This window comes from Streptomyces sp. NPDC050264 (genome assembly GCF_040655895.1).
In the GTDB taxonomy this organism is placed as follows: Bacteria; Actinomycetota; Actinomycetes; order Streptomycetales; family Streptomycetaceae; genus Streptomyces.
In genome coordinates, this window is sequence record NZ_JBFAKV010000006.1 from 128,427 (window position 1) to 153,227 (window position 24,801).

A 24,801-nucleotide genomic window follows, 5' to 3' on the forward strand; every position below is an offset into this window, starting at 1 on the left:
GCGGTACGTCACGGGTATGCCGGGTGCAGCCCGTCGCGGGCCCGCGGGTGACTGTGCCGCCAACCGTCCGGCACCCGTACCGCGTCGCACAGATGCGGGTGATCGGGGGCGAGCCCGACGTGTTCGTGCTCGACCTCCTCCTCGCCCGCCGGCCACAGGCGCACCGCGAGCACGGCCGCGCCCAGCGTCACGGCCCCCAGGACGAGCACCGCGCATCGCAGCCCGGCCGCTGCGCCGACCAGACCGGCCAGCGGATACGTGAGCAGCCAACAGGCGTGCGACAGCGAGAACTGCGCGGCGAACGCCGCCGCGCGCTCCCGCTCCGGGGCCGCCCGCCGCACCAGACGTCCGGTGGGCGTGAGCACCATCGAGCCCGCCGCGCCGAACGCGCACCAGGTCGCCAGCAGCGCGGGAAGCCGCCAACTTCCGCTGCCCGCCGCCGTGATGACACCGAGCGCGGCGAACACGGCACTCGACAGCAGGGCCCCGCGCAGCATCACGGCCCGGTCCCCGGTCCGGTCCAAGAGGCGTGGCAGCACGAGCGCGGCCGCCATCGACCCGGCCCCGTACGTGCCGAGCGCCAGGGGCACAGTGGCGGCGGACCGGCCGAGGAACTCCCGTACGTACACGACGGAGTTGACCGTCACCATCGCGCTCCCCGCGGCCACGGCGAGGTTCAGGGCGAGCAGCGACCGCAGCGCAGGAACGCTCAGGAAGAGCCGCGCACCTGCGGTCGCCCGCCGAGGGCCAGGCGGTGAGGGCGTGGCGCGCGGCAGCGTGACCGAGGCGACCAGGGCCGCGGAGGCGACAAAGCCCGCCATCGTGCCGGTGAACAGTTTGTTGTACGTGACCACGGACAGCAGGGCGGCTGCGAGCGCCGGGCTGAACAGGCTCTCCAGGTCGTACGCGAGCCGCGCCAGCGACAGGGCCCGCGTGTAGGCGCGCTCGTCCGGCAGGACGTCGGGGATCAGGGCCTGGAACGTCGGGGTGAACGCGGCCGACGCCGACTGCAGCAGGAACACCAGCACGTACACCTGCCACACCTGGTCCACGAAAGGCAGTGCCGACGCGACCCCGGCGCGCACCAGATCCGCGCCCACCAGCAGGGCCCGCCGCGGCAGCCGGTGCGCGATCGCCGCGACGGCCGGGGCGACGGCGACGTACGCGGTCATCTTGATCGCGAGCGCGGTGCCCAGGACGGCGCCCGCGTCGGCGCCCGCCATGTCGTAGGCGAGCAGTCCCAGCGCCACGGTGGCCAGACCCGTGCCGACCAGGGCGACGACCTGCGCGGCGAACAGCCGGCGGTAGGTGCGGTGGCGCAGGACTGCGAGCATTCGGCGGCCTCTCCGGGGAGCGGGGCGGCGGGTGCGGGCTGCCAGCTTAGTCGTCATGTGCGCACCTGTGCACATATTTGACGAGGCGGAGCCGTCCGGCCTGAGGTCATCGCCCGCGCGTACCGGCCCTACTCTTGCCCCATGTCCCCACGCGACCACCTCCCCACCGCACCGGACGCGCATCTGCGCGAGCCGGACGGCGCCCGGCTCGCCGAGGCGACACGGGTGTTCGCCCTGCTGTCGGACGCCACCCGGCTGCATCTGCTGTGGCTGCTCGCACGCGAGGAGTCGGACGTCGGCTCGCTCGCCGAACGTGTCACGGCCTCCCGCACGGCGGTCAGCCAGCACCTGGCGAAGCTGCGCCTCGCGGGCCTGGTCGAGGTGCGCAGGGAGGGGCGCCACATGCACTACCGCCTCACCGACGGGCATCTGCGGAGGCTGGTCGTGGAGGCCCTCAGCCACGCGGACCACCGCGTGAGCGGAGCGGCCCCGCACGACTGACGGGACATCAGTTCACTGCGTGGCAGCGGAAGTTGTCCGTGTGGGCGATGGCGGCCGGGGAACTCAGGCCCGGTCGCGGACCGAGGTGAGCAGTCCGTACAGGACGACGTTGCCCGCGTAACCGGTGCGCTTGTTGTACGAGCCGCCGCAGGTGATGACCCGCAGTTCGGGCAGGCCCGTGCCGCCGTAGACGCGGCGGTCGGGGAAGTCGGTCTTGTCGACGACGTCGATGCCGTGGATCTCGAACACGGCGGTCCTGCCGTCGGCGCGGTCGATCTCGATGTGCTGGCCCTTCTTCAGCGAGCCGAGCCCGTAGAAGACGGCAGGTCCGGCCGCGTTGTCGACATGCCCGTCGATGACGGCGGTCCCGCGCTCGCCGGGACTGACCGCCCCGGTGAACCAGCCCGCGAGATCGGCGTCCTCGGGCGGCGGCGCCTCCAGCCACCCTTCCTTGTCGCGGCCGACCCGGGTCAGCGGCGCGTCCACCCCGATCTGCGGGATGCGGACCCGCACGGGCGCGGAGGCGGGGAGGGGGTCGGCGGGCGGCGTCCTGGTGCCGAGCTTCGCCGACCCGGGGTCGGGCTGCGGCGGGCCGTCGGCACGGGACACGCCGTGGTGCACGAGCAGCACGCCGGCCAGCAGGATCACGGCCAGCAGCGGCCAGGACGGACGGCGGGGCGTCGACGCGGCCGGGGGCGCGGGCGAGGACACGGGCGCGGGCCCGGTCCGTCAGCCGTCGGTGCGGCGCTTGCGCAGCCGCAGGTATCCCACCCCGAGCGTGCCCGCGATCAGCGCGCCGCCCGCCACCATCAGCGCGGGGTCGGTGCCGCCCGCGCTTCCGCCGAGTCCGGCCTTCACACCGTGATCGACGGTGGTGCCGTGGTCGGTGCCGCCCGTCGCGATGGTGAGGCTCGTCGTGCCCTTTTCGCCGTTGCAGTCGAAAGTGACGTCGTACTGCGCACCCGGCTTGGCGTCCGGATAGACCTGCGCGGAGGCGGTCTCCCCCTCATTGAGTTCGACATTGTCGAAGACCGGCGCCGTCACGTGCACCGAGGGGACTTCGCATTCGCTGGAGCTGAGGGTGACGGTGCCGCCGGCCGCGACCGTGGTCGGCGAGACGGTGAAACCGAAGGACGTGACATCGGGCTGCGTGCCCCCGTCATCGGCCACGGCGAGTGGGGTGGCCAGGCCGAGCGCGGCGAGGGAGACCAGCGCTGACGAGAGCACGGATATGGAACGCATGCGAGTCCTCCGGAGAATGGGCGACTCCTGTGACGCTATTTGGGTGCCTTCCGGCCGACCATTTCATAGGGCCGAATGGGGGATGGCGGACAAAATTGCAAAAAGCCTTTCCGAGGGTGCGTGTTGCTGACCGGCCCGACTTAACGATTTGCCTATCTTTGGGGCGCGCAACCAAGCGCACACAACTCCCGGAAAAGAACAGCGAGTTGCATATGCATCGCATGAAGTACGCGTCCGCCGCAGCCCTCTCCGCGCTGGCGGTGCTGGCCGGACCCGTGGCCGAAGCGGCCTCCACGGCGCCCGGGCACACCGCGGCGGCGCAGGCCGTGCGCCCGTCGATCAGCGCGAAGGCGACCGTCGGCAGCGTACGGGCGTGGCAGCAGTTCCGGATCTACGGAAAGACCCAGCACCTGCGAGCGGGCACCCGCGTGACGCTGCAGCAGTGGCAGGGCAAGCGCTATGTCCCGCTGCCCGTCCACATGACCACCAACCGCACCGGCGGCTACAACCTGCGCGTCAAGCTCGGCCTGATCGGGCGCAACTCGCTGCGCATCGTCGGCGGCGGCGCCGTCTCCCCGGTCGTGCACGTCAACGTGCACCGCTGACCGTCCCGGTCCGGCCGGGACCGCGCGGCCCTCACCCCACGACGGGTGACGGCCGCGCCGGTCAACGTGCCGAACGCCGCTTGCGCAGGCGCTTGCGGACGAGGACGGGGACGCAGGACAGGACGAGGAGCGCGGCCGCGGCACCGAGGTGCCGGGAGAGGCCGCCACCGGCGTCCGCGGCCACCGGAGCCGCGGCAGCGACGACGGCCCGCTTGCGCGCAGCGGCGCGCTGAGGGCCCGCCCCGTGCACCAGACGCAGCGGCGCGGCGACGAAACCCCAGTCGAGCAGCGCCCGGCTCTCCTCGTAGACCGCGTTGAACGACTCCTCCTGCGGATTCATCACCGTGACCAGGACCGTGCGGCCCTTGTGGGTGGCGGCGGTCACGAGCGTGCTCCCCGCCCGGGACGTGTAGCCGTTCTTGACGCCGATGAGCCCGGGATACGGCGCTACACCGTGCGAACCCACCAGCAGCCGGTTGGTGTTCTGGATCCCGTACGCGTCCGGGCCGCCGGAAGCCGGGAAGCGGGCCCACTTGGTGCCCATGTAGCGCCGGAAGTCGGGATTCTTGAAGCCCTCCCTGGCGATGAGGGCCAGATCGTGCGCCGAGGAGAACTGGCCGGCCGTGTCGAAGCCGTCCGGTGAGCGCACCTGGGTGTCGCGGGCGCCGATCCGGCGGGCCGTGGCCTGCATCTGGGCGAGGGTGCGCGACAGCCCGCCGTTCATCTGCGCGAGGGTGTGCACCGCGTCGTTGCCGGAGCTCAGGAACACCCCGCGCCACAGATCGGCGACCGTGTACCGGTTTCCCTCGTCGACCCCGACGAGGCTGCTGCCCTCGGCGACCTCGGCCAGGTCCGCGTGGGTGGCCTTGTGCACGACGTCCTGCCGCAGCCTGGGCAGGAGCGTCACCGCGAACAGCGTCTTGAGGGTGCTCGCGGGCGGCAGTCGGCGGTGCGGCGCCTTCGCGGCCAGGACCTGCCCGGTGCCCGCGTCCATGACCTCCCAGGACAGCGCGGACAGGGACGGCACGGCGGGCGGGGCCGGAGCGGGGGCCGCGGCCCGGCTGGGACCGGCGGCTCCGACGGCGATCGCCGCACACAGCCCTGACGTCACAAGCGCCCTGGTGATACCAGGGTAAAAGCCGATGATTTGCGCCATGCCGGAAACGTAGGGCCATGATCGACTGCCCCGCGATCCGCTTACGCCATGTGGTCGAGGTGCGCCGGGGCTGGGACGGAACTACCCTTTTCGGGCGATGGTTCGCCTGTTCGGAACCGGCCGCGGCGTACGTACGCTGGAATGACCTGACGGTGGAGGTGTTGCGTCATGACGGCCCAGACACGACTGCTGAACCGGCTCCCGCGGGCCTATCGCGACCGGCTGATGGCCCTGGCCGAGGAAGTCTCGTTCCCGCAGGACACCCGGATCTTCGACGAAGGGGACCGGGCCGACCGGTTCTGGATCGTCAGGACCGGCATGGTCACGCTCGACGTGCGGGTGTCCGATCGCACCAGGCTGCCCGTCGACCCGCTCGGGCCGGGCGATCTGCTCGGCTGGTCCTGGCTGTTCCCGCCGTACGAATGGGACTTCGGCGCCGAGGCGTTCAGCCCGGTGCGCGCCTACGAGTTCGACGGCGGGGCGGTGCGCGGCCTCTGCGATCTGGAGCCCGCCCTGGGCATGACCCTGTTGCACGGTGTGGCCGAGGTGATGGCACACCGGCTGGAATCGGCGCGCGTGAGGCTGGTCGAGGCTCACCGGGCACACGGTCACTCGCTCTAGACGCAGCGTCGGCGGCGCGTTTCGAGGACGGCCGGGGCGATCGTTCGGCGCGTCGCGGAGCGGGAACGAGCCGGCGGAGGTGCGCCCTGGGGCACCCGCGCGTGCGCAGTTCGTCACCCACCTCGACGCCTCGACAGGCGGCGCGCGGTCCCGCGGGGTTGGCTCGGCCGGGAACGCCGTCCGTGGCCGCACCACCGGCCCGCCCAGAGAGGTCCCGCATGCGTCGCACCACGTCCTGGTCGACCTCCGCCGTCGCCGCGGCGGTACTCACCCTCGCCACACCGGTGTGCGCCCCCGCCTGGGCCGATGGGGACGACACGTCGTGGGACAGCACGGACAGCACCTCGTGGGAGGACTCCACGTCCGACAGCTGGGAGGCGGACAGCACCGCGTCGGCGCCGGCCGGAGCGCTCGAACTCGTCCCCGCCGACGCCCGCCCCGGCACGACCGTCACGGCGAACACCGCCGCGTGCGGCAAGGACCGGCGCGCCACCGGCGACGCCAACAGCCTCGGCGCCGGTGACTTCCCGCTGGAGACGAGCACCCAACAGGGCGACGTGGTGGGCCGGTTCGAGGTGCCGTCCGGGGCGCGTCCGGGCACGTTCCCGATCTCGGTGAGCTGCGAGAGCGGCGCCGTGGTGCGGCAGACCCTCACGGTGTCGGGCGCCGGCGGCAGCGAACTCCACGGTGTGCGGGCCGGTGACGGCGGCTCGCTGGGCCGCTTCGACACCGTGCAGCTCGTCCTGGGCGGCCTGCTGATCGCCGGTTCGGTGGGGGCTGCCGGCGTCTACGTACGCCGCCGCGCCCAGGAGTCGTGACAGCCCTGGCCATATGTGGCACTCAGTTCCCTCAGTGAAGGTACGTAGTGCCAAGATGGTCCGCCCGGTGTTACGTTCCCGGCATGAGCGAGGCACGCGAGGTCACCGGGTCACAGAAGAAGGCGCCCATGCGGGAGGCGCTGGCCGAGGCGGCGTTCCAGCTGTTCCTGGAGTGCGGGTTCGAGCGGACGACCGTGGACGACATCGTGGCGCGGGCCGGGGTCGGGCGGCGCTCGTTCTTCCGGTACTTCCCGTCCAAGGAGGACGCCGTCTTCCCGGACCACGAGAGCTGCCTGGCCGACATGACCGCGTTCCTCGACGCCGCGAGCGACGAGCGGGACGCCGTCGACGTGGTGTGCGGCGCCGCGCGGCTCGTCCTGCAGATGTACGCCGCGAACCCCGAATTCTCCGTCCAGCGCTACCGGTTGACCCGCGAGGTGCCGGGCCTTCGGACCTACGAACTGTCGGTCGTGCGGCGCTACGAGCGCACGCTCGCCGGGTATCTGCGCGGGCGCTGGGACGGCTCCGCCGACGGGTCGTTGCGCGCCGAGGTCGTGGCGGCTTCCGTGGTCGCCGCGCACAACAACGCCCTGCGCTCCTGGCTGCGCTCGGGCGGCGACGGCGACGCCGAAGTGGCCGTGGACCGCGCCCTCGGCCTCGTACGGCAGGTGTGGGGCGGAGCGGCGGTGACGCCCGCCCCGGCAGTCGCGGAGGAGGAGGTCGTCGTGATGGTCGCCGCCAAGGGGGCTCCCATGTGGCGCGTCATCCAGCAGGTCGAATCGGCGCTGAGGAACGACTGAATCGGCAATTGAGGGTACTCGGTGTCTTTACCGTGCGGCACTGAGTGCCATACGCTGAGAAGGTGCCGGGGTCCCAGCCCGGCGCGCGGCGGGCGAGCGCGGGGAGGCCGAGTGATGTCAGAGATGTCCGGGATGGTCAGGGGCGGTATCGGCGTCATGACGCCGGCGACGGAAGCCGACACGGGCTTCACCCATCAGCGCTGCCGCTGGTGCGGCACTGCCTCGTTCCGGCGGCTGCTGTGTCCGGTCTGCGCGTCGAGCGACCTGAAGACGGAGCACAGCAGGGGACCGGGCATCGTGGTGCAGTCCCGGGTCGTCAACCGCGGCACAGGGGTGGCCCGCAACGAGTCGCTGGTCCGCTTCCCCGAGGACTTCGTCGTGCCCTGCAGGATCGTCGGCACCGCCCCGCACATGGTGTGGGTGGGGGCCGCGGTGCGTCCCGCGCGAGGCGTCCACGCCGAATCCGTGCACGCCGACTCCGGGGAAGTCGTCTTCGAGCTGTACGACCCGGCCGGGGACGACGAACCGCGCTGAGCCGGCCGCCGTCCCCCGGCGTCGTCAGCCCAGCTTCTTGAGCAGTTCGGCGGCGAGCGGCGCGGACGAGGCAGGGTTCTGTCCGGTGACCAGATTGCGGTCGACGATCACGTGCGGCGCCCACGGCTCACCGACCCGGACGTTCACCCCCGCCTCGGTGAGGCGGTCCTGGAGCAGCCACTTCGCCTGCTCGGCGAGGCCGCCCTGGATCTCCTCGGCGTTCGTGAACGCGGCGACGTCGTAGCCCTTGAAGGAGTTGGCGCCGTCGGGTCCCGTCGCGGCGAGCAGCGCGGCCGGGCCGTGGCAGACCACGCCGAGCGGCTTGCCGCTCGCCAGGGCCAGCGTCAGCACCCGGCCGGACGCCGCGTTCACCGCGAGGTCCTCCATCGGGCCGTGCCCGCCGGGGTAGAACACGGCGGCACAGTCGTCGAGGTCCACGTCCTCGACCTTGATGGGGGACTGCAGCTCGGCCATCGCGGCCAGCGCGCTCGCGGTCCGCTCGGCGCCCTCGGGGCCGCCGTTGAACTCGGGCGCGAGGCTGCCGTGGTCGACGGGCGGCACGACGCCGCCGGGGGTGGCGACGACGACCTCATGGCCCGCCGCCTTGACGGCCTGGTACGGAGCGACGACCTCCTCGGCCCAGAAGCCGGTGGGGTGCTCGGTGCCGTCGGCGAGGGTCCAGTGGTCGGCGCCGGTCAGAACGAAAAGGAACTTCGACATGCGTGGTTCTCCCAAAGTGCGGATCCGTCGCTTGCTGCCCGAAGCGGTCCGGGACGGTTCGGGCCGCGCCGAACTGTTCCGGACCTAGCGTCAGGGGCATGTCGCACACTACGCATCGATTTGCCCGTTACGCGGACGTACGGGCGGCGCTCGCCGACCCGGCTCTCGTCCCGGAACTTCCGGAGGCGGACGACGGCCCGGCAGGGGCGAGCGTGGCCTGGCTGCGTGCCTCGGTGGCCCGGTTCAGCTCCGGGGAGCCGCACCGGCGGCGGCGGGCCCCGGTCGAAGCCGAACTGGCCCGCCTGGAGCCCGCCGCGCTACGAGAGGCAGTGATCGCCGGGGCCGGGGGAGACGTCCGGACGCGGGTGGTGCGCACGCTCGCCGAAGCGCTGGGCATGCCAGGGCCCGCAGAGGTGGCCGAGGCCGTGCTCGTGGTGGCGGGCGCCTATTTCGGAGGCGGCGACGCGACGGCGGACGAGGCGGTGGCCCGGCTGGTCGCGCACCTGACGCGGGACCCGGCCGACGAAGCGGCCCCGGAGACAGTGGCCAACCGCATCGGACTGCTCGTCCAGGCCTGCGACGCGACAGCCGCCCTCGTCGCGGCCGCGGCCGACAGCGGCGACGTACCGCAGGCGCGGGTGCTCCGGGAGAACCCTCCGGTACGGACCATGCGGCGCGTCGCCGCCGGGGCCACACACGTGGCGGACCGGGAGATCGCCGAAGGCGGCGTGGTGCTCCTTGATCTCGCGGCGGCCGGGTTCGCGCACCCGGTGCCCCTCACCTTCGGCGCACCGCCCCGCGTCTGCCCCGGCCGCGCCCACGCGCTCGCTCTGGCCGACGGCCTGCGCGGGCGCCCGTCGACCCCCTTCGCCCGCCTGCATCAGCAAGCCGCGCCGCTGCTGCTGCCGAACGCCTGGGACCACGCCTCCGCGGCGGCGCTTGCGGCACAGGGCTTCCAGGCCATCGGTACGACCAGCCTGGGCGTGGCTGCCGCCACGGGCCTGCCGGACGGGGTCGCGGCCACTGCCGCCGCGACCGTGGCGCTGGCCCGCAGCCTCGGACAGGGCTCCTTCCTGTTCACCGTCGACGCGGAGGGCGGCTTCAGCGATGACGTGGAGGAGGTGGCCGAGCTGGCCCGGACGCTGCACGAGGCGGGCGCGGCAGGGATCAACCTCGAAGACGGCCGGCCCGACGGAACACTCGCTCCCGTGGAGCTGCACGCCGCCAAGATCGCCGCGGTGAAGGCCGCCGTGCCCGCTCTCTTCGTCAACGCGCGCACCGACACCCACTGGCTGGGCCGCCAGGAGGGAGAGACCTCGACGCGCCTCGCGCTCTACGAACAGGCCGGAGCGGACGGCGTGTTCGTGCCGGGGCTGTCGGACCCGGCCGACATCGCCGAACTGACGGCAGGCCTGGTGACACCCCTGAACCTGCTGTACGCGCCGACCGGCCCCTCCCTCGCCGAACTGGCCGCGCTCGGCGTGCGCCGGGTCAGCCTCGGCTCGCTGCTCTACCGCAGGGCCCTGGCGGCGGCCGTGGACACCGCGACGGGCATCCGCGACGGGAGGCCCCCGGCCGGTACGGACGCTCTGTCCTACGCCGAGGTGCAGCGGCTGGCGGTCCGCTGAGCGGTGCGGTCCTCGCCCGCCGCCTCCTGCGCGATCAGGTCGAACTGCGCGCCCATCGCCGCGGCCAGCGCCTGCGCCGCGGAGAGCGGGCGGACCATCACCATGAAGTCGTCGATCAGTCCGTCCTCGTCGACGTGCAGGAAGTCGCAACCGGTGATCTGCCGCTCGCCGACCCGCGCCTCGAAGACCAGCGCGTGATCGCGCCCGTCGGCGCTCTCGATCTCGCGTACGTAGCGGAAGTCCTCGAAGACCCGGGTGACGGCGCGCAGGATCGCCGCGGTGATCGCCTTGCCCGGGTACGGCTTGAACACGATCGGGCTGGTGAAGAGCACGTTCTCGGCCAGCATGGCCTCGACCGCCGCCAGATCGCCCTTCTCCACCGCCGCGCGGAAGGGATGCATGGACGCCACCTCGTTCTCTGCCGCTGTCCACAGGACCGGTCTCGAAGACCATCCTCGATAGACAACTATTTGAATAGGTGCGAGAGACAATAATCGTCTCGCTGTAGGGTGTCCATATGTCTCTCAAGTACGCCGTGCTGGCCGCCCTGTTGGAGGGCGAGGCGTCCGGCTACGACCTGGCGAAGATCTTCGACGTCTCGGTGTCGAACTTCTGGGCCGCGACGCCGCAGCAGCTCTACCGCGAGCTGGACCGGCTCGCCGCCGAGGGGCTGATCGACGCGCGGGTCGTGTCTCAGGAGCGCCGGCCGAACAAGCGGATGTTCACCCTGTCCGGGGCCGGCCGCGCCGACCTCGCCGCGTTCACGGCGAAACAGCCGAAGCCGATGGCGATGCGCGACGAACTGATGGTGAAGGTGCAGGCAGTCGACGTCGGCGACCTCGGTGCGGTCCGCGAGCACGTCGAGGAGCGGATGGCCTGGGCGCACGGCAAGCTCGCCCGCTACGAGCGGGTGCGCCGGCATCTGCTCGGCGGCCTCGGCGAGGACGAGTTCCTGGCCGAGGGCGAGCGCGTGGGTCCGTATCTGACGTTGCTGGGCGGTATCGCCCTGGAAGAGGAGTACCTGCGCTGGGGGCGGCGGGTCCTGGACGTCCTGGAGCGCCGCGCCGCCCGCGCCCCGGGTCAGACCTCCGGGTCCGCGAGCTGAAGCCCGTTCTCCCAGATCTTGTTGAGGGTCGTCACCAGCCGCTCGTACGGGATGCGCTGCCCGAGCACGAACACCATGTACGCCATGCGGCTGACCATCACCGACAGGGCGTGCGCCGTCACCAGCGGATCCAGGCTCGCGTCCGCCGCGCCGCTCTCCTGCAGTGACCGGATCAGCTTGGCGTTGCGCCGCGCGAACGCGTTGCCCCGCTCGATGCGCAGCTTCATGAACTGCTCGTCGACCTGCGCGACCTGCTCGAACAGTGCCATCAGCCGCGCGTTCTTCTTGTACGCGCGCAGGTACTCGCGGTTCGACGCGTCGATGAGCTTCCGCGGATCGGTGATCCCGGTGCGCTCGCGCAGATGCGGGTGGAGCATCTCCTCCTGCACCTGCTCGACCAGCGCCCGGAAGATCTCCTCCTTGCTGTTGAAATACGTGTAGAAGGAGCCCGAGGCGACGTGCGCGGCCGCCGAGATGTCCGTGATCCGGGCGTCGAGGTACCCGTCACGCTCGAAGACCTCACGGGCCGCGGCGACCAGCGCGCCCCGCGTCTTGACGCCGCGTGCGCTGCGGGGCGTGATCGGTTGTTTCTGGCCGCCGTCGGCGGCCGGGGCCTGAGCAGCCAAGGCGGTCCATTCACTGTCGATCGGGAAGACGGGGTGCCGGCCGAGGTCAGCCGAGCTCGGCCAGGAACTCCAGCAGTGCGGCGTTCACTTCCTCGGCGCGTTCCTGCTGGATCCAGTGTCCCGCACCGTCGAGCACGACACGCCCGCGCAGATCGGTCAGCACCCGCTCCATCTTGTCGTCCGGCATGAAGCGCCGGACCGGATCCTTGGACCCGGTGACGAACAGCGACGGGCAGTCGACGGTGCGCCCCGCCAAGTGCTCGGTCAGCTTCCAGGTACGGTCCAGGTTCCGGTAGTAGTTGAGGCCGCCGGTGAACCCGGTCCGCTCGAACTCGGCGACGTAATACGCGAGTTCCTCCTCGCTCAGCCACGGCGGCGGCGGGAACTCCTCGTCGGGCCGCGCGGCCCACGCGGCGGACCAGATCTCTCGCGTCACGAGCGTCCTGCGTACGTTCCGCGCCAGCGCCCGGTCGGCGACGCCCGGTTCCTGGAACCACACCATGTAGAAGTCGTCACCGAGGCGCCCCCGCATGACCGGCAGCGGCGGCACGGGGGAGCGGGGCGTCACCGGCACGCTCATCCCCACCACGGCCCGCACCCGCTCCGGATACGCCCAGGCCATGTGCCACACCACCGACGCGCCCCAGTCGTGGCCCACGAACACGGCGTCGTCCGCGCCGATGTCGTCGAGGAGCCCGGCGAGATCGGCGCAGAGCGTCAGCGCGTCGTACGCGTCGGCGTCCGCCGGCTGTGAACTCCCGCCGTAACCGGGCATGTCGGGGGCCAGGACCCGGTACCCGGCCCGGGCGAGCGCCAGGATCTGGTGCCGCCACGAGAACGCCAGCTCCGGGAAGCCGTGGCAGAGCACGACCACGGGCTTGTCCGAGTCCCGTGGTCCGTGCTCGAAGACGCGCAGCGTGATGCCGCCGGTCGCGACGGACCGCGCCGTGATCCGGTCCCACGCGTCGATCGACAGATCAGCGGTCATGTACGAACTCCTCGGCATCCCGGATTCATGAACTCGACGTTGGGTTCAACTCTACAGACCGGCCGCCGGGGCATCCGTCCATTGAACCTGAACCCGGATTCAAGTACGGTGCCGGATGCCGGGCGGAGAAGGGGAGAAGCGCATGCTGATCAACGACAGGGTGGCCGTCGTCACCGGAGCCGCGGGCGGCATCGGCGCCGCCGTCGCGCAGCGCCTCCTGGAGGCCGGGGCCCGCGGGGTCCTGCTCACCGACCTCGACGCAGCGCGCCTCGACGCAACCGTGCGGCGCCTGGGCGGGGCCCACGGGGAGTGCGTGGCCGGACAGGCGGGCGACGCGGCGGACACCGATGATCTGCGCGCGCTGATCGACACCGCCCAGGAGCGGTTCGGCCCCGTCGACCTGTACTTCGCCAATGCCGGGATCGGCGGCGGCGCCGGCCTCGACGCGAGCGAGGCGGAGTGGAGCCGCGCCCTCGACGTGAACGTCATGGCGCATGTGCGCGCCGCGAAGCTCCTCGTCCCCGGCTGGGTGGAGCGCGGCCGCGGCTACTTCTTCAGCACGGCCTCGGCCGCGGGCCTGCTCACCCAGATCGGCTCCGCGACGTACGCCGTGAGCAAGCACGCCGCGGTGGCCTTCGCCGAATGGCTCTCGGTGACGTACGGCGACCAAGGGGTGAGCGTGAGCTGCCTGTGCCCGCAAGGGGTCGAGACCGAGCTGCTCATGGCGGGCACCCGCTCCGAGGACCCGGCCGAACAGGCCGCCGCGCGCGCCGTGCTGGACTCCGGCGACCTGCTGCAGCCGCTCGATGTCGCCGACCGGGTGGTGGAGGCCGTCGCCGACGAGCCGTTCCTCGTCCTGCCGCACCCGCAGGTGCTCGAGTACTTCCGCCACAAGGGCAGCGACTACGACCGCTGGCTGCGCGGCATGCGGCGCTACCAGAAGGCGGTGCGATGACCGGCGCCCCCGCGCGTGGCGCGGTCCTCTTCGACTTCGGCGGCGTGCTCACCACCAGTGTCGTCGCCGCCTTCGAGGAGCTGGGACGCGAACTCGGCGCGGAGCCCAGGCTGTTGCTCCGCCTGCTGTCGAAGGACGCGCCGAGCAGCGCGCTGCTCGTGGCGCACGAAGAAGGCCGCATCGGGGAGCGGGAGTTCGAGGACGGCTTCGCGGAGCGGCTGCGTGTGCACGGGGTCGCCGTCGAGAGCGGCGAAGGCGGCCCCCGGCTCCTGAGCCGGCTGCAGGCGCGGCTGCGGCCCGACACCGACATGGTCGCGCTCGTGGCGAAGGTACGGGCCGACGGGTACAGGGTCGGGATGCTGTCCAACTCCCTCGGCGACGACTGCTACGCGGGCTTCGACCTGCCGGCCCTGTTCGACGCGGTCACCGTGTCCGGCGAGATCGGGGTGCGCAAGCCCTCGCGGCGTGCGTACGCCATCGCCTGCGAGCGGCTCGGCTCGCGGCCCGAGGAGACCGTCATGGTCGACGATCTGGAGCAGAACATCACAGCCGCGGCCCGGCTCGGCATCGCCGGCGTCGTACACCGCGACGCCGCGGCCACCGCGGCCGGACTCGCCCGGCTGCTCGAGCCGTCGGCATGACATCAGCGCAGGACACCACCGTGGGAGGACCCGTGTACGAACTGTCCGACAAGGCCAAGGGGTACCAGGACAAGCTGCTCGCCTTCATGGACGAGCACGTCTACCCGGCCGAGCCGGTGTACGCCGCGCAGATGGCCGAGTCCGGAGACCCGCACTTCCACCCGCCGGTCATCGAGGAGTTGAAGACCGAGGCGAAGAAGCGCGGCCTGTGGAACCTCTTCCACCCGCACCCCGAATGGGGTCCGGGCCTCACCAACCTCGAGTACGCGCCGCTCGCCGAAATCATGGGCCGCAGCGCCCACTTGGCACCCGAGGCCACCAACTGCAACGCGCCCGACACCGGCAACATGGAAGTCCTCACGCTGTTCGGCACCGAGGAGCACAAGGAGAAGTGGCTGAAGCCGCTCCTCGACGGGGAGATCGCCTCCGCGTTCGCCATGACCGAGCCCGCGGTGGCCAGTTCGGACGCGAGCAACATCCAGCTGCGGATGGAGCGCGACGGCGACACCTACGTCCTCAACGGCCGCAAGTGGTGGACGTCGAACGCCCTGCACGCGCACTGCAAGGTCCTGATCGTCATGGGCAAGACCGACCCCGAAGGCCCCGCCTTCCGCCAGCAGTCGATGATGGTCGTACCGCTCGACACCCCCGGCGTCACCGTCCTGCGCGGCCTGCCCGTCTTCGGCTACCAGGACCGCGAGGGCCACGCCGAGGTGCTCTTCGAGAACGTACGGGTCCCGCACACCGCCCTCCTCGCCGGCGAGGGCGACGGATTCATGATCAGCCAGGCGCGTCTGGGGCCCGGCCGCATCCACCACTGCATGCGCTCCGTCGGCATGGCCGAGCGCGCCCTGGACCTGATGATCGACCGGGCCCGGTCCCGGACGACGTTCGGGTCACCGGTCGCCGAGCGCGCCAACATCCAGGACTGGATCGCCGAGGCCCGTATCGAGATCGACATGGTGCGGCTCCTCACGCTCAAGGCCGCGTACCTGATGGACACCGTGGGCAACAAGCAGGCCCGCACCGAGATCGCCGCCATCAAGGTGGCCGCCCCGGAGGTCGCCCTGAAGGTCGTCGACCGGGCCATCCAGGTGCACGGCGGCGCCGGCGTCAGCGACGACTTCCCGCTCGCCAGCATGTACGCGCACCTGCGCACTCTGCGCCTCGCGGACGGCCCCGACGAGGTGCACAAGCGGACCATCGCCCGGCGCGAACTGCGTCGCCGTGAGACCGAGCGCGGCGAACGGTGACCGCTCCCCGGGGCCCGGGGCGTCTACGGGGGCCGGCTCATCGCTTCGGGGCCGTTGTGGCGCCGGGCGACGGGCCTCGCCCGTACGTGTAGAGAAGCGGGGGTTGCTGGGGGTGGTCCTCCAGGTGAAGCGTGCGCGAGGATGGAGGCATGACCGCGACCCAGCGCGCCATGACCGAACTCGGGACATGGCCGAACCTGGTAAGTGGCCCGCCCCGGTGCTCGGTGGGGCGCGCGTTCGGCGCGGCGGGCCACGAACTCGTCCATTTCCACGCCGATGACTGCGCCGATCTGTACCTCACCGCGACGGTGGTGCAGCGACTGCTTCCCCAACTGCGGCACAACAGCGCCATCCGAGTCCACCCGGGCGCCTCATGGATCACCGTGCTCCTCGAATGCGACACGGACGTACATCTGTTGCTGAGCCTGGTGAGCGTCGCCCTCAAGGAGCACGACGCGCACGCCTGCCCCTCACCACCCTGCGACTGGGAGCGCCCGCGCGCCTCCTAGTCCTCCTCGTCGAACCGGTCCCAGAGCTGCTGCAGTCGTGCCTCCTCCAGGTCGAGCACATGGGTCGCGCCGGTCAGCGCGCGTGAGCTGTACGTCCCCCGTGTGCGGGCGGCGAGCAGCGCGTCCCGCTCGGCCGTGATGACACGCAGCCGCAGCCGCATGTACGTGATCCCCGCGTCGTCCGGGAGCTCGGGCGAAGGCGCGTCCCGCCCCTCGTCGTCCGCCGGGCGGATCAGGCTGTCGGCGCGGACCCGGTCGAGGATCGCCGGGGCGACGTCGCCGTCGGCCGCCTCCGCGTCCAGCGCGTCCGTCGCGGCCCGGGACACCTCGGTGATCAACTGCCCGTACTCCGTGCGCAGACGCTGCGGATCGTCGCCGGGGATCCCCACGACGCGGATCACGGACGGCAGCGTCAGCCCTTGCAGCAGCAGCGTCGTCGCGGCCACGACGAACGCGACGAGGATCAACTGCGGGCGGTACGGGGTGTCCTCCGGCAGGGTCTGCGCCGCGGCCACCGTGATCGCGCCGCGCATCCCGGACCAGGCGAGCACGACGCCGCCCTGCCAGCCGAGCGTCTCGGTGAGACGGAAGTCGATGTCGGCGCTCACCCGGCTCACCCGACGCTCGATCCGCGCCTTCCTGCGCGGACCGAACCGCTCGCTCATGTCGAAGGTGGCCACCCGCTCCTGCCACCGCTCCATCATCGGCTTGGCCGCGGCGGCCCGGCGCTCGTCGCGGCGCAGCATCGCCACCAGAGGCGCCACGAACACCATCCGTACGACGATGACGAGCCCGGTGACGGCGAGACCGTACAACACGACCCGGCCCGCGCCCAGGCCGTTCTCGTGCGCGTGCGCCTCGTCGAGGAGCGTCTTCAGGCCGAGCCCCATCAGCAGGAAGATCGCGCTCTCCAGGAGGAAGGCGAGCGTGCGCCAGTTCATGGCCTCGCCGATCCGGTCCTGGGCCCGCAGCAGCCGCGGGCTCAGATGCCCCGTCACCACACCCGTGACGACGACCGCGAGCACCCCCGAGGCGTCGAACTCCTCGGCGGGGACGTACGCGACGAACGGCACGACGAAGGAGATCGCCGTGTTGAGGACGGAGTCGTTCAGGAGCGCCCGTACGCGCACGTTGACGAAACCGACGACGAGACCGACCGCCACGGCGATCACCACCGAGAACACGAACTTCCCGGCCACACCCCACAGCGACACCGCTCCGGCCATCGCGGCGATCGCCGAGCGCAGCAGCACCAGGGCCGACGCGTCGTTCACCAGGCCCTCGCCCTCCAGAAGCGTCAACAGGCGTGCGGGCAGGCCGAGTTTGCGGCCCACCGAGGTCGCCGCGACGGCGTCCGTGGGGCTGACGACCGCGCCGAGCGCGAGCGCGGCCGGCCAGCCGAGATCCGGGATCAGCAGATGCACCAGCCAGCCCGCGCCCAGGGTCGACACGGCGACGAGCAGCACGGCGAGGCCGGTGATGGCCTTGATGTCGCGCCGGAAGTCCTGCGCGGGCATGTTGACGGCCGACGAGTACAGCAGCGGGGGCAGCACCCCGGCCAGGACCCACTCCGGTTCGATCTCCACCACCGGCACACCCGGCACGAAGCTCAGCGCGATCCCGACCACGACCAGGCTCAGCGGCGCGGCCAGGCCCAGGCGTTGGGAGAACGCGGCGACCGCCACGACGCTCGCGACGCCGACGACGGCGATCAGAGTCACTTCCATGGCAGCCCCGCGCTGCTCTGTCCTGTTTTGCGCATGGGCGCATTCTGGCCTCCCCCGGTGCGAGCGTGCTCTTCGGCCCCGCCGATATCGCCCTGGGCGAAGCCCGGCCCCGGCTCGGCGGCTCCGCCCTAAGCTGAGCCGATGACCCATCACGAGACCCGCAGGCCCCGCCACGCCGCCGCTCAGGAGCCGCTGTGGCGGCATGTCGTCGGGGACGTGCTGCGCCGCCGACGACGGGCGCAGGGACGGACCTTGCAGGACGTGGCCGACGTCGCGGGGATCTCCATGCCCTACCTCTCCGAGGTGGAGCGGGGCCGCAAGGAGGCGTCCTCGGAGATGCTCGCCGCCGCGGCCGGCGCGCTCGGCCTCGGGCTCGTCGACGTACTGGCGCTCGCACAGGGCGAGTTGGCGCGGGCCGCGCGGCTCCGGCCGGTCTCCGTCGCCGCGGTCACCGTGCTCGGTGCGGGTCCGGGCGGTGGGCAGGGGCGCGGCACGGTGTGCCTCGCGGCCTGAGGCGCCTCACGTCCCGTCGGCCGCCCCTGTCCGTGGGGCTCCTCCAAGTGGCGTACGAGCACGGGCACGTGACTGTGCTCGACGTCCTTCACCGATGTCACCAGCGTGACGGAACCCTGCCGGGCCAGTGCGCGGACATGGTCGACCAGACGGGCGCGGGCCGGCTCGGCCGGCTCAGCGGCGTACCGCTCGGCGAACGCCTCGTACCGTGCGGCCCGGTCCTCGTGGTACCAGGGGCGCAGTTCCCCGGACGGCGCGATGTCCTTGAGTCACTCGTCGACAGCGGCCCGCTCCTCGGAGATCCCGCGCGGCCAGAGCCGGTCGACCAGCAGGCGGGCGCCGTCGGACGGGGCGGGCGGATCGTAGACGCGCCCGGGCCGGGAACGGCCCGGGCGCTGGAATTGCGGTCATCGGCCCATTCTGCTCTTCTCCCCGCCGCGCGTACCGGGCGCGGTGGGGCCGCGGCGCGGGGTGCGCCGGGTGTCACCCATTCGGCCCAGTCCCGCTGGCGGACGCCGGACGACGGTGGGAACAGTCGGACATGACCCAAGCACCGTACGACCCGCAGAGTCCGCACCGGAGCACCGAGCAGAACGAGGCGCCGCGCACTCCCGAGGGCCCGCTCGGCAGACTCGCCCATGCCGCGTGGCAGGCGGTTCTGCTCGCGGGCGTCGCCGCACTGATCCTCGGTGTGCTGGTCCTGGTCTGGCCGGGCGCCTCCTTGTGGGCGGCCGGCATCCTCTTCGGCGTCTACCTCGTGGTCAGCGGCGCCTTCCAGCTGGTGACGGCCTTCGGCACGCATGTGACGACAGGGCTGCGCGTGATGGCGTTCATCAGCGGCACCGTCTCGATCCTGCTCGGTCTGTTCTGCTTCCGCGGCTCGATGCAGTCGATCCTGCTGCTCGCCCTGTGGATCGGCATCGGCTGGCTGTTCCGCGGCATCACCCAGACCGCCGCGGCCGCGTCCGACCCCGGGACGCCCGCGCGCGGCTGGCAGATCTTCCTCGGGATCGTCAGCGCCATGGCCGGCATCGTGCTGATCGTCTCGCCGTTCGAGTCCGTCGCCGTCCTCACCCTCGTCGGCGGCTGCTGGCTGGTGGCGATGGGCGTCGTGGAGATCGTCGAGGCGTTCATGCTGCGCGGCCGGGCGAAGAAGGTGCCGCACGGCGTCTGAAACCGTAGGGAGGAGGGGAGCGGCGCGTCAGACGCCGACCGCCTCCTCCAGCTCCTCCTCGGTCTCCTCGGTCTCCTCTGTGTTCGCCGCGTCCTTGACCGGCGTGGCGGCCGCGGCGAGCGCCCGCTCCTGCCGGTGTCCGGCCACCGCGCCGACCGCGAAGACCACCGCGCCCACCGCGAGCCACGCCACCAGCGTCCACACGTAGCGGCCCAGGTCGTAGTGGTCGAAGTACAGGAGGCTGCGGGCCCCCTCGACGAAGCCGGCGCCGTTCCAGAACGCGTGCAGGCTCGCGAAGAACCCGTTCTGCAGCTCGGGGCGGAAGACGCCGCCGGAACTGGTGAAGTTGAGCATCACGAAGAGCACCATCACGGCGAGCGTCGTCCACCGCTTCAGGAACGTGTGCAGCCCTACGCCGATCAGCAGGATGCCCGCGGAGTACACCCACGCCATGCCCCACAGGCCCCACAGGCCGGTGTGCGCGAGGTGGAAGACCGGGCCCGCGAAGGCCGCGCCGATCAGAGCGACCACTCCGGAGACGCCGGCCGCGAGGAGCGCGCGCGTCCGGGTCCGCAGCGCGGCACCCGCGCCGCCCAGCACCGCCACGGACGCGTAGGAGCCGATGCTCACCGCGACGAGCAGGAAGAAGAGGCCCTGTCCGGTCGAATCGCCGGAGACCGGCGGCGCCACGTCCGTGACCTTGAGCGGCTCGCCCTGCTGGGCGGCGACCGGCGTGAAGATCTTCTCGACCACGGAGACCGTGGTGTCGGAACCCGCCGAGGCCACGATCAGCTCGGGAGTCTTGGCGCCGAGCACGTAGGCACCGTCGATGTTCCGTGTCCTGAGCTGGTCGATCGCCGTGGCGCGCGTGTCGACCGTCCGCACGTCGAGGGCGTCGCCCGCCTTGTCCTTGACGGTCTGCGCGAAGACCTTCGCCTCGGCCCCGGAGCCGACGACGGCCACCGGCAGATGGTGCGGCTCGGGCGCGGCGAAGGCGCCCAGGTAGGCGAAGCCCATGCCCACGCACATCAGGAGCGGGGTGAGCAGATGCGTCAGGACGTGGCGCAGCGCCGGGTTGTGCGCGGCGGGCATGGCATGGCCTCCATAGGTTGGCTTATACAACTCTTAACCAAGTTGTACTGTACAACCACATGGGGAGGGGGTGTCTCCGCGCGGGTGTGACCATCGACACCGCGGGTGGGGGAGGGGTCAGGCGGGCCGCGACAGAGGGCTGCCCTCGAAGCCGGGTCGCGGGTACGCGGGGTGTTCCTCGTCTTCGTACGAATGCAGGCGCTCGCGCAGCGCCCGCAGGCGCATGCTCGTCTCGTACAGATAGCGGACCTTCGTCCGCATCACCCATGGCTCGATCGGCTTGACGACATAGTCGGCGACGCCGAGTTCGAAGGCCTTGAGGGCGAGCGCGGGGTCCTGCCCGGCGCCGGTGATCATCATGATCGGTATGTCGTGGGTCTGTTCGAGCCGTGCCATGTAATGGGCCACCTCGAAACCGCTGACGTCGGGCATCAGCACGTCGAGGAGCACTACTGCTATTCCGCCTCGCAGGACTGCCTTGAGTGCGTCGTCCCCGGTGTTCGCGCGGTCCACCGGATAGCCGAGCGGGGCGAGAGCGCTCTCCATCGCGAAGAGTGTGTCCTCGCGGTCGTCGACAATAAGGATCTTGGGCCGTGCAACGGTGGGCATCGCCGGGTGCCTCCCCTCGTCGGCTCCGACAGCATATGCCGGAACGCCGATGGTGGAAGGGTGCTCTCAGTCCTCCCCGCGCACCAGATTCCAGTCAGGATCCCGCTCGGCGTCGGCTTCGCGGATGTCGCGCCCGTCCCAGCGGGCCGGGCGGCAGGTGCGGATGCGGCCCCTGACCTCCTGCTGGGTCTCCGCGGGGTGCGGTGCGTGCTGACGCATGTTCATGAACGGACCTCTCCTCGGCCGGATGTGAGCAGATACGGGCAGATGCGGGCTGATTCGGCTTGTAGGCGACTATGCGGACGGTCTCCCGTGTTCCATGAGCGATCACGGATACGCAGAATGCGTCAAGTGACCGACAGGGAGAGGCAGTCGGTCAGTGCGACTTCGGCTTCGCGAGGTGCCTCGCGCTGCGCAGGGAGAACGGATGCCCCGCCGGGTCGGAGTACAGGCGCGACTCGGTGCGGCCGGCGCTGCCGCGGGTCTCCAGCGGCCGGGCGCCGAGCCCGATGATCTGCCGCTCCACCTCGTCCAGGTACTCCGCCGCCACCAGCAGATCCAGGTGGGCCTGCTGGGAGTCGTCGGGGCGGGGCCAGCTCGCCGGGGCGGCGTTGAGATCGCGGCGGAACGCCATGCGGGTGCCGCCCGCTCCGACGAGCTCGATCCGGTTGCCGCCGTCCGGCGGCTGGATCTTCCCGTCGAGCAGCACCCGGTAGAACTCGGCGAGTTCCTCCGGCTCCGCGCAGTCGAGCACCAGCACTGCCGATTCGACGTGGCTCATCGCACCTCCCCATGCCGGCCGGTGCGGCCGGCGTTCGCTGTGGCTGCGCTAGTACCCGCGTTCGAACCCCCGAATCACCGGCCCCGGAGGTCAGTCCCGCACCCGTTGCGGCACCTCCACCACGTCCAGGAAGACCTGGTCCGCCTCGGGCCAGTGGTCCTGAATGGCGTCCTTGATGCGCTCGCTGACCAGTTCCAGACGTTCACTGTCGATGCCGGGGGTCAGATCGACGCGGGCGGCGACGAGCGTCGAGTCCATGCCGAGGCGCATCGTGTACAGCGATGCCACATAGTCGATCTCCTGCTGCTCGTCGAGGAATTCCAGGATGCCGGCGCGCAGCTCCGGGTCGACTGCCTCGCCGATCAGCTGCTCACGGGCGCTCTTGCCGAGGCGGTACGCGACGAACACCAGAAGCACGCCGATGGCCAGGGACGCCGACGCCTCCCACACGATGTCGCCGGTCACCATGTGCAGCACCATGCCGCCCGCGGCGAGCAGTACGCCGAGCACCGCCGTGCTGTCCTCGGCGAGGACCGTGCGCAGCGCCGGGTCGGAGCCGATGCCCTTGCCGGGCTGGGCCCGGACCTGGAGAACGGCGCGGATCAGGGAGGCGCCCTCGGCCAGCAGCGCCACGCCGAGGACCACGAGACCCACGACGTAACCCGTGTGCGATTCCTTGGCGGCGGGTTGCGTCAGCGCCTCGAAGCCCTGGAAGAACGAGAAGCAGCCGCCCATCACGAAGATGCCGACCGCGGCGAGCAGCGACCAGAAGAACCTCTCCTTGCCGTACCCGAAGGGATGTTGGCGGTCGGCGGGGCGGCGGCTGCGGTGCAGTGCCGCGAGGAGGAACACCTCGTTGAGGCTGTCGGCCACGGAGTGCGCGGCCTCCGACAGGAGCGCGGGCGACGTGGCGATGAGGCCGCCGATCGCCTTCGCCACGGCGATGAGCAGATTCGCGGAGAGTGCCACCAGGACCGTCAGCCGGGTCTTGCGGTCCTCCCGCGAACCGGACTTCTTGGGCTCGGACACGTGTCAACTCGCAGATGCTCGGGGGTGATTACGGGGTTGCGCTGCGGCGGGAGGGCGGCGCCGTCGCCACCGGCGCGGCCGCGCCCCCCGCTCGCCGTCGTTCCGCGTACCAGTAACCGGGGCCCCGAAGCTGTAAACCAGGCATCCAAGCATGTGAACTCTGGCCGGGCGGCTGCTCCGAGCGCGTGGCCCTAGAGGTTCAGCTGGTACTCGCACGAGCGATGCGTCGCTACGTAGCCCAGCGCGTCGTTGATCGTCCGCATGGGCGTGTTGCTGTCCGCGGTGTCGGTGACGAGCCCGGTCAAGCGCGGATGGCGGTCGCGCAACCGCAGGATCTGGTCCGCCTTCATCCAGCGGGCCAGCCCCCTGCGGCGATGTTTCGGCAGGACGCCCGTGCCGTAGTGCTGCGCGTCGCCTTCGCGGGCGCCCGGCACGACCACCTCCGTGAATCCGGCGACCGAGCCGTCCCTCTCGTCGATCGCGGCGACGGTGTGCAACAGGTCACCGCGGCGTGCCACCGTCGCGGCAACGGCACGCACCCGTGCGACGTCCCACTCGACGCGGCCTTGGTCGACGTCGTCCATCGGCATGTCGTCCATGGCCGTGCGCGACGCGGCGAACGACACCGCCAGCGCGTCGGGCACCGTGCCGTCCCATTCCACGAGCCGGTATCCGGGACGCGGCCGCCCGACTGTCACCTGGAGGGCCGCGAGATCCGCGTCGGCGAGCGCGAGACGCGCGTACGTCAGACGGAGCACCCGCTGGAACCGGGCTGCCTCCAGGAAGTGTTCGCCGGGGGAGTCGCCGTCGGCGGCGGCCAGCACGCAGCGCCGGCCGTCCGCGCGGGCGGCCTCGACCGCTGCCGCCAGCAACCGGGAGCCGACCCCGGCGCGCCGCTCCGCCGGATGCACCCGGATCTCCAGCTCGGCCAGATGCCGTTGCCCGTTCCGGTCGAAGAGGCGCAGGAACGCCGACCCGACGGGGTTGGTCTCCGCGTCGCGCGCCAGCCAGACGAGGCGGCGTGTGCCGGCGGTGGCGTGCGGATCGGTGAGCTGCATGGGCTGTGGTGTGACGTCCGGGTTCGGCAAGGGCACTCCTTGGGGGCGCGCGGATGGTACGGGGGCGTACGGATGGTGCGAGGCGCGCCGAAAGTAACCCCATGCGCCCTCCGTGGCAAAGGAATTGTCCGGCTCCCCGCCGTTCCGCCGGTTTGGTCGCGGGCGAACCGGCTACCCGCGTCGAAAGCAGACGTTCCCTGGAAAGGAGCCGGGCCGGTGACCCCCCTGGCGAAGCACCCGTACTTCCGCGCCGAGACCACAGAGGTTGCCGACCCCGCTCCGATGGCCGAACCGACCAAGGACTACCTCGTCCGCTTCCTCGAGGTCCGCTTCGCCTGCGCGCAGGCCTGCACCGAGACCGCCCGCGCCTGCGCGCTGCGCGTCAGCGCCCTCGAACCGGCCCCCGCCGCCCCGCCCGCGCACGGCCCCGTACGCCCCGTCCGGGCGTGGGAGTCCGAGCGGGAAGAAGCGCGGCACGGGCTGCGCCGCTCCCTGCTGCTGTGCGTCGAGGTCTGCGACGCGACCTGCCGGCTGCTGTCGGAGGAGGCCCACCAGGACGAGTACGGGCTGCGGCTCCAGGTCGAGTGGTGCCGGGCCGTCGCCCTGGAGTGCGCGCACGCCTGCGACGGCGTGCCGGAGGCCGCGAACTGTGCCGAGCAGTGCCGGGCCGGCGCGCGGGCCTGTACCGACTTCCTGGCGATCCTCGGCTGACCCCGGCCCGTGAGCGACGACTGATCCGTCCCCGGCATTCCCTATTTCTGGAACGAGTTCTACTGTGTGCG

General features: G+C 71.7%; 30 protein-coding genes and 1 pseudogene. 15 read left to right on the forward strand and 16 right to left on the reverse strand.

Annotation, left to right across the window (positions count from 1 at the left end):
- Positions 1-8: 8 nt before the first annotated feature.
- The gene (locus tag AB0J02_RS12510; protein ID WP_363193588.1) at positions 9-1,334 is read right to left on the reverse strand and encodes an MFS transporter; all 1,326 of its coding nucleotides are present in this window, start codon (positions 1,332-1,334) and stop codon (positions 9-11) included.
- Positions 1,335-1,475: 141 nt separating this feature from the next.
- Here AB0J02_RS12510 and AB0J02_RS12515 point away from each other — a divergent pair, with 141 nt between their 5' ends.
- Positions 1,476-1,835: a metalloregulator ArsR/SmtB family transcription factor gene (locus tag AB0J02_RS12515; protein ID WP_363193589.1), complete on the forward strand. Its 360-nt coding sequence runs from the start codon at positions 1,476-1,478 to the stop codon at positions 1,833-1,835.
- 63 nt (positions 1,836-1,898) lie between these two features.
- Here the strand turns inward: AB0J02_RS12515 and AB0J02_RS12520 are convergent, their stop codons facing one another.
- Positions 1,899-2,546, reverse strand: coding sequence for a class F sortase (locus tag AB0J02_RS12520; protein ID WP_363193590.1), 648 nt, complete (start codon positions 2,544-2,546; stop codon positions 1,899-1,901).
- Between the two features lie 18 nt (positions 2,547-2,564).
- Entirely contained in the window at positions 2,565-3,077 is a 513-nt protein-coding gene (locus AB0J02_RS12525) for a hypothetical protein (protein ID WP_363193591.1), read from the reverse strand.
- Positions 3,078-3,298: 221 nt separating this feature from the next.
- Between AB0J02_RS12525 and AB0J02_RS12530 the strand changes: the two genes are divergently transcribed.
- Positions 3,299-3,682 (forward strand): hypothetical protein, encoded by a 384-nt coding sequence (locus tag AB0J02_RS12530; RefSeq protein WP_363193592.1) that lies wholly within the window; start codon positions 3,299-3,301, stop codon positions 3,680-3,682.
- A gap of 61 nt (positions 3,683-3,743) precedes the next feature.
- Here the strand turns inward: AB0J02_RS12530 and AB0J02_RS12535 are convergent, their stop codons facing one another.
- Positions 3,744-4,793, reverse strand: a complete 1,050-nt coding sequence (locus AB0J02_RS12535; protein WP_363193593.1) for a serine hydrolase — start codon at positions 4,791-4,793, stop codon at positions 3,744-3,746.
- A gap of 213 nt (positions 4,794-5,006) precedes the next feature.
- On the opposite strand from AB0J02_RS12535, the gene AB0J02_RS12540 reads away from it, so the two are divergent.
- From AB0J02_RS12540 to AB0J02_RS12555, 4 genes are all read left to right on the forward strand, one after another.
- Positions 5,007-5,459, forward strand: a complete 453-nt coding sequence (locus tag AB0J02_RS12540) for a cyclic nucleotide-binding domain-containing protein (protein WP_363193594.1) — start codon at positions 5,007-5,009, stop codon at positions 5,457-5,459.
- A 218-nt stretch (positions 5,460-5,677) separates the two neighbouring features.
- Positions 5,678-6,277 (forward strand): hypothetical protein, encoded by a 600-nt coding sequence (locus AB0J02_RS12545; RefSeq protein ID WP_363193595.1) that lies wholly within the window; start codon positions 5,678-5,680, stop codon positions 6,275-6,277.
- 83 nt (positions 6,278-6,360) lie between these two features.
- Positions 6,361-7,077 (forward strand): TetR family transcriptional regulator, encoded by a 717-nt coding sequence (locus AB0J02_RS12550; RefSeq protein WP_363193596.1) that lies wholly within the window; start codon positions 6,361-6,363, stop codon positions 7,075-7,077.
- 156 nt (positions 7,078-7,233) lie between these two features.
- On the forward strand, positions 7,234-7,611 hold the full coding sequence (locus AB0J02_RS12555) for a hypothetical protein (protein WP_363193857.1): 378 nt from the start codon (positions 7,234-7,236) through the stop codon (positions 7,609-7,611).
- A 24-nt stretch (positions 7,612-7,635) separates the two neighbouring features.
- Here AB0J02_RS12555 and AB0J02_RS12560 read toward each other — a convergent pair whose 3' ends face one another.
- On the reverse strand, positions 7,636-8,331 hold the full coding sequence (locus AB0J02_RS12560; protein WP_363193597.1) for a type 1 glutamine amidotransferase domain-containing protein: 696 nt from the start codon (positions 8,329-8,331) through the stop codon (positions 7,636-7,638).
- Between the two features lie 98 nt (positions 8,332-8,429).
- On the opposite strand from AB0J02_RS12560, the gene AB0J02_RS12565 reads away from it, so the two are divergent.
- The gene (locus AB0J02_RS12565) at positions 8,430-9,959 is read left to right on the forward strand and encodes an isocitrate lyase/phosphoenolpyruvate mutase family protein (protein ID WP_363193598.1); all 1,530 of its coding nucleotides are present in this window, start codon (positions 8,430-8,432) and stop codon (positions 9,957-9,959) included.
- On the opposite strand, the gene AB0J02_RS12570 is transcribed toward AB0J02_RS12565, so the two are convergent.
- Positions 9,926-10,360 (reverse strand): nuclear transport factor 2 family protein, encoded by a 435-nt coding sequence (locus AB0J02_RS12570; RefSeq protein WP_363193599.1) that lies wholly within the window; start codon positions 10,358-10,360, stop codon positions 9,926-9,928. The genes AB0J02_RS12565 and AB0J02_RS12570 overlap by 34 nt on opposite strands.
- A gap of 116 nt (positions 10,361-10,476) precedes the next feature.
- On the opposite strand from AB0J02_RS12570, the gene AB0J02_RS12575 reads away from it, so the two are divergent.
- Positions 10,477-11,064: a PadR family transcriptional regulator gene (locus AB0J02_RS12575; protein WP_363193600.1), complete on the forward strand. Its 588-nt coding sequence runs from the start codon at positions 10,477-10,479 to the stop codon at positions 11,062-11,064.
- On the opposite strand, the gene AB0J02_RS12580 is transcribed toward AB0J02_RS12575, so the two are convergent.
- Positions 11,040-11,690: a TetR/AcrR family transcriptional regulator gene (locus tag AB0J02_RS12580; RefSeq protein WP_363193601.1), complete on the reverse strand. Its 651-nt coding sequence runs from the start codon at positions 11,688-11,690 to the stop codon at positions 11,040-11,042. The genes AB0J02_RS12575 and AB0J02_RS12580 overlap by 25 nt on opposite strands.
- Before the next feature lie 46 nt (positions 11,691-11,736).
- Entirely contained in the window at positions 11,737-12,678 is a 942-nt protein-coding gene (locus AB0J02_RS12585; protein ID WP_363193602.1) for an alpha/beta hydrolase, read from the reverse strand.
- A gap of 142 nt (positions 12,679-12,820) precedes the next feature.
- On the opposite strand from AB0J02_RS12585, the gene AB0J02_RS12590 reads away from it, so the two are divergent.
- The 4 genes from AB0J02_RS12590 to AB0J02_RS12605 all read left to right on the forward strand — a co-directional run bounded on the left by AB0J02_RS12590 (position 12,821) and on the right by AB0J02_RS12605 (position 16,036).
- Positions 12,821-13,633 carry an SDR family oxidoreductase gene (locus AB0J02_RS12590; RefSeq protein WP_363193603.1) on the forward strand — a complete coding sequence of 271 codons (813 nt, stop codon included), beginning with the start codon at positions 12,821-12,823 and terminating at the stop codon, positions 13,631-13,633.
- Positions 13,630-14,274 (forward strand): HAD family phosphatase, encoded by a 645-nt coding sequence (locus AB0J02_RS12595; protein WP_363193604.1) that lies wholly within the window; start codon positions 13,630-13,632, stop codon positions 14,272-14,274. The genes AB0J02_RS12590 and AB0J02_RS12595 overlap by 4 nt, the downstream gene beginning before the upstream one ends.
- Before the next feature lie 20 nt (positions 14,275-14,294).
- Positions 14,295-15,527: an acyl-CoA dehydrogenase family protein gene (locus AB0J02_RS12600; protein ID WP_363193605.1), complete on the forward strand. Its 1,233-nt coding sequence runs from the start codon at positions 14,295-14,297 to the stop codon at positions 15,525-15,527.
- Positions 15,528-15,676: 149 nt separating this feature from the next.
- Complete coding sequence (locus AB0J02_RS12605; protein WP_363193606.1) at positions 15,677-16,036, forward strand: luciferase family protein; 360 nt, start codon at positions 15,677-15,679, stop codon at positions 16,034-16,036.
- Here AB0J02_RS12605 and AB0J02_RS12610 read toward each other — a convergent pair.
- Positions 16,033-17,763 carry a sodium:proton antiporter gene (locus tag AB0J02_RS12610; RefSeq protein WP_363193607.1) on the reverse strand — a complete coding sequence of 577 codons (1,731 nt, stop codon included), beginning with the start codon at positions 17,761-17,763 and terminating at the stop codon, positions 16,033-16,035. The two genes, AB0J02_RS12605 and AB0J02_RS12610, sit on opposite strands and share 4 nt — an antisense overlap.
- Positions 17,764-17,904: 141 nt before the next feature.
- On the opposite strand from AB0J02_RS12610, the gene AB0J02_RS12615 reads away from it, so the two are divergent.
- Positions 17,905-18,276 carry a helix-turn-helix transcriptional regulator gene (locus tag AB0J02_RS12615; RefSeq protein ID WP_363193608.1) on the forward strand — a complete coding sequence of 124 codons (372 nt, stop codon included), beginning with the start codon at positions 17,905-17,907 and terminating at the stop codon, positions 18,274-18,276.
- 41 nt (positions 18,277-18,317) lie between these two features.
- On the opposite strand, the pseudogene AB0J02_RS12620 reads toward AB0J02_RS12615, so the two are convergent.
- Positions 18,318-18,647 (reverse strand): annotated as a pseudogene (locus tag AB0J02_RS12620) (DUF488 family protein); the annotation flags it as partial.
- Between the two features lie 170 nt (positions 18,648-18,817).
- Here AB0J02_RS12620 and AB0J02_RS12625 point away from each other — a divergent pair.
- Positions 18,818-19,450, forward strand: coding sequence for an HdeD family acid-resistance protein (locus AB0J02_RS12625; RefSeq protein ID WP_363193609.1), 633 nt, complete (start codon positions 18,818-18,820; stop codon positions 19,448-19,450).
- A 27-nt stretch (positions 19,451-19,477) separates the two neighbouring features.
- Here AB0J02_RS12625 and AB0J02_RS12630 read toward each other — a convergent pair whose 3' ends face one another.
- From AB0J02_RS12630 to AB0J02_RS12655, 6 genes are all read right to left on the reverse strand, one after another.
- On the reverse strand, positions 19,478-20,542 hold the full coding sequence (locus tag AB0J02_RS12630; protein WP_363193610.1) for a hypothetical protein: 1,065 nt from the start codon (positions 20,540-20,542) through the stop codon (positions 19,478-19,480).
- A 117-nt stretch (positions 20,543-20,659) separates the two neighbouring features.
- On the reverse strand, positions 20,660-21,151 hold the full coding sequence (locus tag AB0J02_RS12635; protein WP_363193611.1) for a response regulator: 492 nt from the start codon (positions 21,149-21,151) through the stop codon (positions 20,660-20,662).
- Between the two features lie 66 nt (positions 21,152-21,217).
- Positions 21,218-21,376 carry a hypothetical protein gene (locus AB0J02_RS12640; protein WP_363193612.1) on the reverse strand — a complete coding sequence of 53 codons (159 nt, stop codon included), beginning with the start codon at positions 21,374-21,376 and terminating at the stop codon, positions 21,218-21,220.
- Positions 21,377-21,527: 151 nt separating this feature from the next.
- Positions 21,528-21,932 carry a VOC family protein gene (locus tag AB0J02_RS12645; protein ID WP_363193613.1) on the reverse strand — a complete coding sequence of 135 codons (405 nt, stop codon included), beginning with the start codon at positions 21,930-21,932 and terminating at the stop codon, positions 21,528-21,530.
- A 90-nt stretch (positions 21,933-22,022) separates the two neighbouring features.
- Positions 22,023-22,961, reverse strand: a complete 939-nt coding sequence (locus AB0J02_RS12650; RefSeq protein WP_363193614.1) for a cation diffusion facilitator family transporter — start codon at positions 22,959-22,961, stop codon at positions 22,023-22,025.
- Positions 22,962-23,152: 191 nt separating this feature from the next.
- The gene (locus AB0J02_RS12655; protein ID WP_363193858.1) at positions 23,153-24,019 is read right to left on the reverse strand and encodes a GNAT family N-acetyltransferase; all 867 of its coding nucleotides are present in this window, start codon (positions 24,017-24,019) and stop codon (positions 23,153-23,155) included.
- Positions 24,020-24,301: 282 nt separating this feature from the next.
- Between AB0J02_RS12655 and AB0J02_RS12660 the strand changes: the two genes are divergently transcribed.
- Positions 24,302-24,730: a ferredoxin gene (locus tag AB0J02_RS12660; protein WP_363193859.1), complete on the forward strand. Its 429-nt coding sequence runs from the start codon at positions 24,302-24,304 to the stop codon at positions 24,728-24,730.
- Positions 24,731-24,801: the final 71 nt, after the last annotated feature.